General features: G+C 72.3%; 9 protein-coding genes and 1 pseudogene. 4 read left to right on the forward strand and 6 right to left on the reverse strand.

Going from position 1 to position 12,556, the window contains the following annotated elements; all coding sequences use genetic code 11:
* Nucleotides 1-25: 25 nt before the first annotated feature.
* Complete coding sequence (gene cysC / locus Ade02nite_RS13955; RefSeq protein WP_203762151.1) at nt 26-1,531, reverse strand: adenylyl-sulfate kinase; 1,506 nt, start codon at nt 1,529-1,531, stop codon at nt 26-28.
* Nucleotides 1,532-1,681: 150 nt separating this feature from the next.
* Here cysC and Ade02nite_RS13960 point away from each other — a divergent pair, with 150 nt between their 5' ends.
* On the forward strand, nt 1,682-3,007 hold the full coding sequence (locus Ade02nite_RS13960; protein ID WP_203762059.1) for a glycoside hydrolase family 26 protein: 1,326 nt from the start codon (nt 1,682-1,684) through the stop codon (nt 3,005-3,007).
* Between the two features lie 9 nt (nt 3,008-3,016).
* Nucleotides 3,017-3,865, forward strand: coding sequence for a hypothetical protein (locus tag Ade02nite_RS13965; protein ID WP_203762061.1), 849 nt, complete (start codon nt 3,017-3,019; stop codon nt 3,863-3,865).
* Here Ade02nite_RS13965 and Ade02nite_RS13970 read toward each other — a convergent pair.
* Entirely contained in the window at nt 3,862-5,586 is a 1,725-nt protein-coding gene (locus tag Ade02nite_RS13970) for an ATP-binding protein (protein ID WP_203762063.1), read from the reverse strand. The genes Ade02nite_RS13965 and Ade02nite_RS13970 overlap by 4 nt on opposite strands.
* Nucleotides 5,587-5,820: 234 nt before the next feature.
* Between Ade02nite_RS13970 and Ade02nite_RS13975 the strand changes: the two are divergent.
* Nucleotides 5,821-6,168 (forward strand): annotated as a pseudogene (locus Ade02nite_RS13975) (ADP-ribosylation/crystallin J1); the annotation flags it as partial.
* A gap of 367 nt (nt 6,169-6,535) precedes the next feature.
* Here the strand turns inward: Ade02nite_RS13975 and Ade02nite_RS13980 are convergent.
* From Ade02nite_RS13980 to Ade02nite_RS13990, 3 genes are read right to left on the reverse strand one after another with little or no spacing between them, the layout of a single operon-like run.
* Nucleotides 6,536-7,753: a hypothetical protein gene (locus Ade02nite_RS13980; protein ID WP_203762064.1), complete on the reverse strand. Its 1,218-nt coding sequence runs from the start codon at nt 7,751-7,753 to the stop codon at nt 6,536-6,538.
* 19 nt (nt 7,754-7,772) lie between these two features.
* Entirely contained in the window at nt 7,773-8,456 is a 684-nt protein-coding gene (locus tag Ade02nite_RS13985; protein ID WP_203762065.1) for a response regulator, read from the reverse strand.
* Entirely contained in the window at nt 8,431-9,597 is a 1,167-nt protein-coding gene (locus tag Ade02nite_RS13990; RefSeq protein WP_203762066.1) for a sensor histidine kinase, read from the reverse strand. The genes Ade02nite_RS13985 and Ade02nite_RS13990 overlap by 26 nt, the downstream gene beginning before the upstream one ends.
* A gap of 178 nt (nt 9,598-9,775) precedes the next feature.
* On the opposite strand from Ade02nite_RS13990, the gene Ade02nite_RS13995 reads away from it, so the two are divergent.
* On the forward strand, nt 9,776-11,923 hold the full coding sequence (locus Ade02nite_RS13995) for an MMPL family transporter (protein WP_203762067.1): 2,148 nt from the start codon (nt 9,776-9,778) through the stop codon (nt 11,921-11,923).
* Here the strand turns inward: Ade02nite_RS13995 and Ade02nite_RS14000 are convergent.
* A complete protein-coding gene (locus tag Ade02nite_RS14000; protein WP_203762068.1) occupies nt 11,916-12,458 on the reverse strand; it encodes a DUF4352 domain-containing protein in 543 nt (180 codons plus the stop codon). The two genes, Ade02nite_RS13995 and Ade02nite_RS14000, sit on opposite strands and share 8 nt — an antisense overlap.
* Between the last annotated feature and the right edge of the window lie 98 nt (nt 12,459-12,556).

Here is a 12,556-nt window from a genome sequence, read left to right on the forward strand (position 1 = left end):
CACTCCCGCCGACGTGATGGGTGCCTTACATTTTCGGCTCCACCCAGCCGTGTTCGATCAGATAGGCGATCACGATCTCGATGGCCTCGGCCACGGACATCGTGGTCGTGTCGATGGTCAGCTCGGCGTCGGCCGGCTCCTCATAGGGGTCGTCGATGCCGGTCATGCCGCGCAGCTGGCCGGCCCGGGCCCGGGCGTAGAGGCCCTTGCGGTCGCGCTGCTCGCAGACCTCCAGCGGCGTGTTGACGTGCACCAGCACGAAGCCGGCGCCCGCCTCGACGGCCATCGCCCGCACCGCGGCGCGGGCGCTCTCGTAGGGCGCGATCGGGCAGGCCACCGCCATGCCCCGGTGGCGGCCCACCTCGGCGGCCACCCAGCCGATGCGGCGCACGTTGCGGTCGCGGTCGGCCTTGCTGAAGCCCAGCCCGGCGGAGAGCTCGCGGCGCACCACGTCGCCGTCGAGCAGGGTGATCGTGCGCTCGCCGCTCTCGCGCAGCGAGTCGGCCAGGCCGCGCGCGATGGTCGACTTGCCGGAGCCGGAGAAGCCGGTGAAGAAGACGACCAGGCCGCGGTGGCGGCGCGGCGGCCGGGCGCGCACCAGCTCCTTGGCGACGGCCGGGGGAGTGTGCCACTCGGGCAGCGGGAAGCCCCGGTCGAGCAGGTCGTCGATCTCGGCCGGGGTCATCGCGAGCCGGCGGTTGCGCGGCGGGATGTCGTCGCGCCAGCGCCACTGGCCGTCCCGGTTGTCGTACGCCAGCTCGCGCGGCACCAGCACCCGCAGGTTGCCGCCGGTGAGCATCTCGCCGGTGGAGAGCACATGGGTCACGCCGTACGACTTCGCGACACGGGCGCGCAGCATGGCGTCGCGCATCTCGTCGCCGCGGGGCAGCAGCGGCACCGCGACGATGGTCGCCGGGGGCATCCGGTCGCGGGCGGCGAAGACGGTGCGGACCAGCGCCTCGGGCGGCAGCCCGTCGGGGCCCGGCCCGCTCACCGGCACGAGGATCAGCAGGTGGGCGCCGAGCGTGCGGGACGCGTGGGCGATCTGGGCGAGCTGCGGCCGGTGCAGCGGCCGGTCGGCGATCACGCCAAGGACCCGGCCGGGTGGCAGCAGGGCGCGGACCTCCTCGGGCGTGCGCCGCAGCCGCTGGAACGGGCCGTGGCCGCCGTCGCCCATGCGGGTCACCCGGCCGCCGACGCCCCACTGGCGCTCGGCCGTCTGCCACGCGTCGCTGACCTCGAGCGCGGCGACGGGCGCGCCCTCGGGGTCGGTGAGGATGACCGTGCGGTGCAGCGGGTCCTCCAGGGACAGCCGGCCGGCGATCTCCTCGGGAACCTCCAAAGTGACCGGCACCGGCCACGGTGTCCCGTCGGCGAGCCGGCCCTGCCGGCGCAGCGCGGTGAGATCGGCGCGGCCGAGGAAGCCGGTCAGCGGCGCGTACGCGCCGGAGAGCAGGAGTTCGAGGTCCGCCAGCTCGTGCGGGTGCGGCGTGTACGACGGGGCGTCGCGCAGCACGTCCTCGGGCAGCATCGAACCATTCACTTCCGTATCCCCCTGCGGGCCGACTAAGGGGACAGTTTGGCAGCCCGCGTGATCGCGGTCGAGACGGGTCTCCACTCGCTCGCACTTTTCCCGTCGGGTATTAGACAAAACGGACTTAAGCCTCAATACTGGCTGATCGTGAGTCGACGTAGGCTTGTTCAGTTCGCCGCGATACCCACGGCATTCGCCCTTTCGGTCGCCGCCACGCTCGCCTGGGCGTACACGGGCGGGGTCGACCAGATCGGACTCCCGCTCGGTGACCCCACGGTCGTCGAGCCGGTGCTCGTGCCGCCCGCCGGCCCGCAAGCGGCGCGCCCCGGCCTGGCGCCGCCGGCTCACCGTCCGTCCGCCGCGGCGTCGCCGGCCACCCCCTCGGCGGCCGCCACGACGGCGTCGGGTGCCGCGGCTTCCGTGCTGGCCCCCGCCCCGGCCCCGCGCATCGCCAACCTGGCAGCGCCCGCCGCCGCTGCCGCCGCGCAGCCCGAGCCGCAGCAGCAGCGCCGCGGGGGACGCTGCTACACCGGCCACAACCTGGTGCCCACCTGCGGCGTCCTCTGGGGCGTCGCCCCCGGCGCGCACACCGAGAGCCGCGGCCGCTCCGCGCTCGCCCGCTTCGAGCGCAAGACCGGCCGCCACCAGGCCATCTACCACGCCTACCACGGCGGCATCCGGCAGCTGTTCCCCACCGAGCAAGAGATCGCCATCGCGCACGAGCCGGGCCGCAAGCGCATCCTCTTCCTCAACTGGAAGCCGGAGTCCGCGTCGTGGGCGCAGATCGCCAAGGGCGACCGCAAGACCGACGCGTTCCTGGACCGGCTCGCCGTGCACCTCAAGAAGAACTTCCCCGAGCAGTTCTTCTTCGCCGTGCACCACGAGGGCGAGAACGACGTCCGCGAGAAGGCCGGCTCCGGCTACACCGCGCGCGACTACGCCGCCATGTACCGCCACGTCATCAAGCGGCTGCGCGCCAAGGGCGCCGCCAACGTCGTCTCGGTGCTCGTGCACATGGCCTACGTGCCGCACGCGCAGCAGAGCTGGTTCAACCACATGTACCCCGGCGACGACGTGGTCGACTGGATCGGCTTCGACACGTACGCGTACAGCGATCCCGGCTACGGCCACGGCGACTTCGCCGAGATCCTCAACCGGCGCCTGGAGGGCAAGCGCAGCTGGCCCGGCTTCTACAGCTGGGCCGTGGCCCGCCACCCGAACAAGCCGCTGATGCTCGCCGAGTGGGGCGTCTGGTCGTCCAAGCGCAACACCCGCTACAAGGCCGACTTCTACCGCCGCATGGGCGACGACATCCGCGAGTTCCCGCGGATCAAGGCGATGGTCCAGTTCGAGACGCCGAGCAACCAGAAGGGCCAGGACTCGTCGGTGGACAGCACCCCGGCGGCCCTGAACGCGTACCGCAAGCTCGGCCGTTTGCCCATCTTTCAGGTTGCCGTCACCCCGCGCCGCTAGCCTGTGACCGTGCTTCTCGTCCGGCACCGCCGTGCCACCCTGCTGGGTGGCGCGGCGGTTCTCGTTGTCGCGGCCCTCGCCGGCCGCGGCGCCACCCTCATCGGCGTCGCGGTCGTCCTCGCGCTGCTCTCCTGGTGGTTCGCCGAGCGCCCGCGCACCCCGGCGATGCCCGGCTTCGCCACGCCGCACGGCCCCGCGATCATCCTGGCCGGCCTCGCCCACGTCGCGCTGATCGCCGCGTGCCTGGCGCTCGGCCTCGGCGAGACCGACCGCACGGCGTGGGTGGTGCTGCTGATCGCCACGCTCGCGCCGCTGCCCTTCTACGCGTACGGCCTGTGGCACGGCATCGGCGTCACGCTCACCCCCACGGGTGTACGAGCCGGCAAGCTCGCCGGCGCCTTCTTCGTCCCGTGGACGGCGCTCGCCGACACCCAGCCCCGCAACGAGCTCGACGGCGAGGTGACGCTCACCCTCGTACGAGACCCCGAAGTGACCGGAAGACCCGCCAACCGCGACGTCCTGATCTTCGACACCACCTCCGGCGCCTTCGTGGCCGCAGCGATCCGCTTCTACCTGGCCCACCCCGAGGAGCGCCCCGCGATCGGCACGCCCGAGGGCTACCGCCGCCTGATCGCCGGCATGGCCGTGGAGCCCGACCGGCCGCTGCCCGCCCCGGCACCCCGCCCCGCCACCCGCGACACCCTCACCGGCGCCGCGATCATCGCGCTGGCCGCGGCGGTCGGCCTCTGGACCGACTGGCGCCTCGACGGCCACGGCCTGATCGCCGTGCTCCCGCAGGTGATGGTGCTGCCGGCCCTGTTCGGCGCCGCCCTGATCATCCGGGCCCGAGCAAGCTAATCGACGGCGCGCCACCGCGCACTTCGCGATCGTTGTTTACCGATCAGATCGATGCGGCCCTTCTGCCGGAGGGTTTGCAGCGCATAGTTCACCTGTTCCTTGGTGAGAGCCGTCGCGCTCTCGATGTCTGCCCGTGAAAGAGGGCCATCGGCAAGGACTGCCAAAACGCTCGCCTCGTTGGCGGACAACCGGGCGGGACGCGCGGCTGTGTCACTCGGCCGCTGACGAGCAGCCGAGACCACCTGGTAAGTCGCTGAGCCCCGTGTACCCGTCTGCTCGACGACGCCGGCGTCGACCAGCTCTTTGAGTTCGCGGGTCGCGACTCTGCTGTCCGAGACACCGGTGGAGGCTCGGTAGCTGCTGTTGGTCAGCACCCCACCGTTGCGCATCATGACCAAGGCGGTCATCTGCGACCGTGTCAGCGGCGGTACCGGCAAGGAAGCGAGCCACGCCAGGGCTTCCTCGTCCAGGAGAGTGTGGTTGGGGAACTCGACGGTGAACGTCGAGATGTCATCGGTGAAAATGGGGGGTTCCATGCCCGCCTCGGTGAGACCCATCAGCATGCGTGCGATTCCCGTTCCGCGGTTCTCGCAGACCATGTGGCCATCGCCGAAGGGGGTGTCTTCGAGAATCTTCAAGAGGGCCCGGTTCCGCGAAGAAGTGACGGTGACCGCACCCAGCGAGCCCACTTCCACGGGCCCGTACAGTCCGCCTGGATTCCGGATCATCAGCCGGTCCGGATACATCTCGACCTGCACCTGAGTGCCACGGGCGAACTCCGAGTAATCGCGGTGAACCAGCGCGTTCACCAGAGCCTCGCGCAGCACCTCCTCCGGGTACTCCCATTCGTCGACTCGATAGATGCCGGACACGATGCTGCGTCGGCGCATGTTGCGCTTCAGAATCCGGATGCTCTCCGCGACCATCAGCGGGATCGGGCCATCGATGGACCGGTTCTCGACAAAACGTTCGCCGAACCGGCCGAGTACGCCGGCTTCGCTCGATGGATAGACCACGACCGTGATGTCCAGCTGAGGCTCGAAAGTCTGTGGGTACACGCCGAACACCAGAAGTCCGGCCAGCGTGGGTACCAGCCGACCCTCGAACGCGGTCAAGACGTTCAGCATGGCGAGTGCGCGGTCGTCGTCGACACGCTGGAAGATCTCGCTACGGGTTTCACGGATCCGGCGGAGGAACGCGTCGACGAGCACGGGATCGAAGTCTTCGCGTCGGGCTGCCGGCACGGGCGTCAGATCGCACCGAGGTTCCGTCCGGTTCGCCAGGAGGACAGCGACTTCGTAGTCGGTCAGCTTTCTGTCGCCGTCAGCGACCCGAATCCGCGATCCGGCCCACGGGCCGAGCGCTCGTCTGTGGCACGGCCGCTGATCGCGCGGTAGTTGAGGCACGGTGCAGACCGTGACGTTCTTCCCGTCCAGGGCAAGGGTGACGATCTCGGCCCGGATGGGCGGCTCCATCTCCGAGCAGATCGCGCCGATTTGGGCCTCCGTCGCTGCCGGGTCATCAATTCCCGTAACGGTGAAGCCGCTTTTCTCGTCGACGCCCAACAGGATCACGCCACCTGCCGCATTCGAGAACGCGCTGACCGACTCCCACAGCGTGGCCGGAATGCCGCCCTTAGCCCTCTTCGCCTCGCAGGTGTAGTGATCGGCGCCATGGGTGCGCAGTGACTCCAGGAGGTCTGCTAGTTCGGTCTTGTCCACGAGGCGCCCTCTCGGCTGCCGGATTCCCACACAGATTCCTACACAGATTCCCACACAGATTCCCACACAGCGCTCGCAGGGCATCGTTCCAGCGTTGCCCGACCTGCCGGAACCGGCCCGTCGCCGCACCCCGACGGCGGGCGCGCCGGGCGATGGGCCCCTGGCGACGTCGTGCTCGGCCTGTGCGCGCCGCTACGCTGCGACGGGACGCCGGACGAGCACGAAGGACGAGCCGTGGACGACTCCGAGACGACCACCCTGTGGCGGCCCACCGGGCAGGCCGAGCTCGATCTCGTGGCCGCCTCGGGCTGGCGGGCCTGGCCGCCGCGGCTGCCGGATCAGCCGATCTTCTATCCGGTGCTCCAGCGCTGGTACGCCACGAAGATCGCCCGCGAGTGGAACGTGCCCGCCGGCGGCGTCGGCCACGTGACCCGGTTCGACGTCCGGCGCTCCTATCTGGACCGGCACGAGGTGCGCCAGGCCGGCGGCCGTGACGTGCTGGAGTACCGGATCCCGGCCGGGGAGCTCGACGAGTTCAACGCCCACATCGCCGGGGTCATCGTCGAGGAGGCCGAGTTCCGCGGCCCGGTGGGCGACGACGAGTTCGCCGGGGCGCCCGCCCTGCCGGCCGCGTGGCGCGCCTACCTGCAGAGCGAGTCCTGGTTCCGCCGCGGGTGGCTGGAGAGCGGCGCCTTCGTCGAGCTGCACCCGCCGCGCTGGTCGGCCGAGCTGCTCGAGGCCTGGGAGGAGGCTGCCGGCCTGCACCCGGGCCTCGCCATCATCGGCGGCAACGGATCCCGCGAACAGCTGGTGCTCGACCTGCGGGAGGACGATCCGCCGGTCCTGCTCGTCGACATCACCAGCGACGGCTGGCACAACGCCATCCCTCAGGCCGCCGGCGTCGCCGAGCTCATCGAGCGGGTCGAGGCCGGCACCTTCGACTTCGACTTCACCGACCCGGCGGAGCCTCTCCCGGCGTGACCATGCCGTTCCGGCTGCCCGCCAGGATCGCGGCCAGCACCGGCGGCAGCTCCCCGCCGCCCGGGGTTCCGGCCCGGGCGTGGACGGCGCGCAGGGCGTGCACCAGACGGTCCGCCTCGGCGTGGTCACCCAGGCGCGATGCGGCCAGCAGCCGGATCGACACCGCGTCCGTCCTGTCGGCCTCCGCCGTCGGCTCGATCCCGAGCAGGCGGTCGTGGGCCTCCGCCGGCCGCCCGCCCAGCAGGTCCACAAGGGAGTCGAGGACCCGGCGATACAGGGCCTCGGGACGGCGGCCGGCGTAGGCGGCGGCGACGGCCTCGATCCGGGCGACGGCGACGGGATCGGCCGGCATGCCGTCGACCAGCACGCGGTGCAGCTGCCCCAGGCCCGGGAGCACTCCGACCGCCGGCGCCAGGGCGTCGAAGACCTCCGGCTCCGCGGCGGACGAGGTGACGTACGCGTGGACCCGGGCATGGTCGGCCGCGGCCGACGGGCCGATGGTGACGTGGGCGACCGTCAGCGGCTCGCTGCCGTTGCCGGCGCGCAGGCCCTGCTTGCGCAGGAAGCGCAGCCACACGGCGGCGGTCGCGACCCGGGCGTCGGCGGTGGTGTCGATGAAGGCGTCCAGCGCCGCGTCGTCGATGGTGCCGTCGGCCACGCGGCGCAGCGCCTCCGGGGCCAGCGCGATGTCGGCGCGGGCCTGGGCGGGCCGGAAGAGCCGGCGCAGCACCTCGGCGCCGTCGCTGCGGAAGCCGTCGAAGGTGCGCGGCACCAGGTTTTCCAGGCCCAGCACGGCGCTGGTGAGCGCCGCCGCCGCGAGGCACTCCCGGGCGAGCTGCGGCATCGGGCGGGTCGCGTAGTGGAAGAGGGCGGCCGCGATCCCGGCGTTGACGGCCGGGCCGGCCAGGTGGAACAGGACGAAGCGCCACCTCGGGGCGCCGGCCCGGACGCGGACGTACGCCGGCGCCGCGTACCGGATCCTCACCTCGGTCACCTCGAGGCGCAGCAGGAGCGCCGCCAGCAGGTGGCCGCCCTCGTGCAGCGGGACGCTCACCAGCGCGCACGCGAGCACCGTCGCCACCGGCGGGAGGAAGCCGGCGGCGGTGAAGTCCGGGTCGCCGATCGCGAGCTGGACCAGGAGCGTGAAGAACGGGGCGACGATCGCCCACGACATCAGCCTGAGCACCCGGCACAGGGTAGGGCCTTCACGGGCTCGGCAGGGGGTCGCCCGGCCGGACCAGGCCGCTCTGGTAGGCGAGCACCACCAACTGGGCGCGGTCGCGGGCGTTCAGCTTGGCCATCGCGCGGTTGACGTGGGTCTTGGCGGTCAGCGGCGACACGTAGAGGCGTTGCGCGATGTCCTCGTTCGAGAGGCCGTGCGCGACCAGCACGAGGATCTCGCGCTCGCGGTCGGTGAGCACGTCGAGGGCGGCCAGCGCCTGCGCGGGCGGCGGGCGGAGCTGGTCGAGGAAGCGGCCTACCAGGCCCTGGGTGGCGCGCGGGGAGAGCAGGGCCTCGCCGCCGGCGACCACGCGGATCGCGTTGACCAGGTCGGCGGGGGCCACGTTCTTGCCGAGGAAGCCGCTCGCCCCGGCCTGCAGCGCGAGCACCACGTTGTCGTCGTTCTCGAACGTGGTGAGCACGAGCACGCGGACGCCGGCCAGGTGGTCGTCGGCGCAGATGCGCCGGGTCGCCTCCAGCCCGTCCAGGCGCGGCATGCGGATGTCCATCAGCACCACGTCGACCCGCGCCGAGCGGGCCAGCTCGACGGCCTCCGCGCCGTCCGACGCCTCGCCGGCGACCTCGAGACCGTCCTCGGCGTCGAGGATCATCTTGAAGCCGGCGCGGATCAGCGCCTGGTCGTCAGCGAGCAGCACACGGATGGTCATCGGTGGTTCCCTTCGGCGGTGCGACAGGCAGGACGGCTCGTACGCGGTAGCGCCCGTCGCCGTCCGGTCCGGTGGTCAGGGTCCCGTGCGCCGCCGCGGCCCGCTCCCGCATGCCGATCAGGCCGAACCCCGAGCCCGACCGGGTGGCCACCCGGAACCCGACGATCGTGTTGGTGACGTCGATGGTGATCGCGTCCGCGTCGTAGGAGATCTCCAGGCCGGCCGAGCCGTCGCCGTAGCGGTGCGCGTTGGTCAGGGCCTCCTGCACGATCCGGTACGCGGCGAGGTCGGTCACCGCGGGCAGCGCGCGCGGCGTGCCGCGGCTGACGTCGCGTACCCGGAAGCCCGCCGCGCGAAGACCGCTGAGCAGGTCCGGCAGCCGGTCGAGCCCGGACGTGGGCTCGGTGCTGTCCACCTCGTCGGGGTCGCGGAGCACGCCGATCACCGACTGGATCTCGCGCAGCACCGTGTCCGCCGCGTCCCGGATGTGCCCGAGCACGGGCCAGACCTGCTCGGGGTGCTTCTGGAGCACATGCCCGGCGGCGCCGGCCTGCACGCTGATCACCGCGATGTGGTGCGCCACCACGTCGTGCAGCTCGCGGGCGATGCGCAGCCGCTCGTCCATCACCCGGCGGCGGGCCTCCTCCTCGCGGGTCTGCTCCGCCTGGCGGGCCCGTTCGGTCACCTCGGCGATGTACGCCCGGCGGGCGCGCACGCCGAGGCCGAGACCGGCCCCGCCGAAGATCCAGGAGAACGCGGCCAGGGCCTGGATGTTCCACCAGCTGCTGGTGTCGGCGATCAGCCCGGTCACGAAGATCGCCGCGGAGACGGCGCACGCGTACTCCCGCGGGCGGAACGGCACCGCGTACAGGACCACGCCGAGCGCCAGCAGCAGCCCGCCGGAGGGCGCCCGGGTCGCGATGGTCACCAGTGTGGCCACGGTGACGACCAGGAGCGTCGCGAACGGCCACCGGCGGCGCGCGAAGACCGCCGCGACCGCGATCGTGGTGAGCACGACGTAGCGCCGTTCGCCCTGCGCCTGCTCGATCTGCACCGTGGCCCAGCCGATGATCACGGCGATCAGCAGGTCCCACAGCGTGGATTGGCGCCGGCGCGCCCACGCCTCGACCCTGGTCCTCATCACCCTCGACGGTAGGCGCCGCCGTCCCGCCCCGGCGTCGTCTTGGCGCAGTAGCGGGCGCCCGCCGGAGATACCGCGGACGTGGTACGCACCGACCGCGCTGGGACGACGACGTTCGCGCCGGGGAAGACGACCGTGGAGAGGTCACTTCTTCTCGACCTCTCGGAGGGCTTCCCAGGTGGCGACACTCCTCTACCGGCTCGGCCGGTTCTCGTTCCGGCGGCGCCGCCGGGTGACCGTTGCGTGGCTGCTGCTCTTCGCGATCCTCGGCGTGGGCGCGGCCACCCTCTCCGGCCCGACGAGCGACGCCTTCTCCATCCCCGGCACGGAGTCGTCGCGGGCCATGGAGGTGATCAAGGAGAAGATGGGCGGCGGCGGGGACACCGCGTCCGCCCAGGTCGTCTTCACCGTCGACGGCGGCACGAAGCTGACCGACACCGACCAGCAGGCGGCGCTGAAGCGGGCGGTGACCGCGCTGCGCGGCGCCCCCGACGTCGCCGCGGTCACCGAGCCGACGATGTCGGCCGACAAGCAGACCGCGTACGCGAGCGTGACCTACACGGTCGCGGCCGGCGGCGTGACCGAGCACGACCGCGAGGCCCTGTACGCGGCCGGGCGCACCGCCGAGCCGGCCGGCGTCGAGGTCGAGTTCGGCGGCACCGCGACCCAGGCCGCCGAGGCGGGCGGAGCCACCGAGGCGATCGGCGTGGTCGTCGCCGCGGTGGTCCTGGTCATCACGTTCGGGGCGCTCGTGGCGGCCGGGCTGCCGCTGCTCACCGCGATCGCGAGCGTCGGCGTCGGCATGCTGGGCATCCAGATCGCCACCGGCTTCCTCGACCTCAGCGGATCGACCTCCGCCCTGGCCACGATGCTCGGCCTCGCCGTCGGCATCGACTACGCGCTCTTCGTCGTCTCCCGCTACCGCCACGAGCTGGCCGAGGGCCGCAGCAAGGAGGACGCGGCCGGGCGCGCCATCGGCACCGCGGGATCCGCCGTGGTCTTCGCCGGCCTCACCGTGATCATCGCGCTGGCCGCGCTGTCGGTGGCCGGCATCGGCTTCCTCACCAGCATGGGCCTGGCCGCCGCGGGCACCGTCGCGGTCGCCGTGCTGATCACGCTGACCCTGCTGCCCGCGCTGCTCGGCTTCGCCGGCGACAAGATCCTCGCCAAGCGGCGCAGGCGCTCCGCCACCGGCATGCCGTTCGGTGAGCGCTGGGCCCGGTTCGTGGTGCGCCGCCGCGTCCCCGCCCTGCTGCTCGCCGCGGGCGTGCTCGCCGTGATCGCCGTCCCGGCCGCCGACCTGCGCCTCGCGCTGCCCGACGACAGCACCGCCGCCGTCGACTCCACCCAGCGCAAGGCGTACGACCAGCTCGCCGAGGGCTTCGGCGCCGGCTTCAACGGGCCGCTCATCGTGGTCGTCGAGGCGCCCACGGGCCGGGCCACCGGTGCCGCGCAGGCGGCCACGAAGGTCATCTCCGGGCTGGACGACGTCGTCATGGTGGCCCCGCCGACCGTCAACAAGGCCGGCGACACCGCGCTGCTGACCGTGATCCCGGCGAGCGGCCCGAGCAGCGAGGCCACCCACGACCTGGTGACCGCGATCCGGGACCACACGGTGCCGGGCGCGACGCTCGCGGTCACCGGCACCACGGCGATCAACATCGACGTCTCCGAGAAGCTGAACGACGCGCTGATCCCGTACCTGGCCGTGGTGGTCGGCCTGGCGATCCTGCTGCTGATGCTGGTCTTCCGCAGCGTCGCGGTGCCGGTCAAGGCCACGCTCGGCTTCCTGCTCTCGGTCGCCGCCACCTTCGGCGCGGTGGTCGCGGTCTTCCAGTGGGGCTGGCTGTCCGGCCTGCTCGGCCTGGACAGCACCGGGCCGATCGTCAGCATCATGCCGATCTTCCTGATCGGCGTGCTGTTCGGCCTCGCCATGGACTACGAGGTCTTCCTGGTGACGCGGGCCCGCGAGGAGTTCGTGCACGGCGCCTCGCCGGACGAGGCCGTGATCAGCGGGGTGCGGCACGGCGCCCGGGTGGTGACCGCCGCCGCCCTCATCATGATCAGCGTCTTCGCCGGCTTCATCCTCGCCGACGACGCGATCATCAAGTCGCTCGGTTTCGCGCTCGCCTTCGGCGTCGCGGTCGATGCCTTCCTGGTACGGATGACGATCGTGCCCGCCGTGCTGTCACTGCTCGGCCGGTCGGCCTGGTGGCTGCCGCGCCGGCTCGACCGGGTCCTGCCCGACGTCGACATCGAGGGCGCGAAGCTCGGCCGCGAGCTCGCCCGCCGCGAGGAGCCCGAGCTGGCCGGCGCCGCTACCTGAGGGCGATCCTGGCGCCGGTGGAGTCGAACGACTCGTGCAGCTCCACCGCCGCCAGGGTCTCGCCCTTGGGCACGTCGAAGACCAGCGTCCCGCGCGCCTCGTTGCCGGCGGCGATCGGATAGATGAAGTTCCGGTCCGGGTTCACCACGACCGCGGCCTGCATGTCGTTCTCGTGTGCGGATCCCTTGCCGTCGTACGCCTTCTGCGCCGCGCTGTCGAACGGCAGCGCGCTCGGCGACGCGTTGCGGGCCACGACGTCGACGAGGCAGAACGAGCCCTCCGGCTCCAGGTCGACCGACCCGTCGCCGACACTGGCGACCCGGCAGCGCACGGCGGTGACGGTGAAGACGAGCTTGCCGTCCGGCACGGGGGTGTTGAGCTGACCGCCCGAGGTCGTCAGGACCTCGTCGCCGCCGCGGTCACGCCACTTGGCATAGCCCAGCAGGCCGGCCGCGGCGACCAGGGCGAGCACGACGAGGCCGCCGATGATCCGCGGCCAGCGCGACGTGGCGGGTGCGTACCCGGGAGCGATCACGCAACACATCCAAACGATGACCGTCACGGTCCGCAGTGGCCCGTTCAGCCGATGTTTCCGGACCATTACGCCACGGGGTCTCTCCACATTGCGGAGCG

The sequence above is a fragment of the Paractinoplanes deccanensis genome, from assembly GCF_016862115.1.
Taxonomy (GTDB): Bacteria; Actinomycetota; Actinomycetes; order Mycobacteriales; family Micromonosporaceae; genus Actinoplanes; species Actinoplanes deccanensis.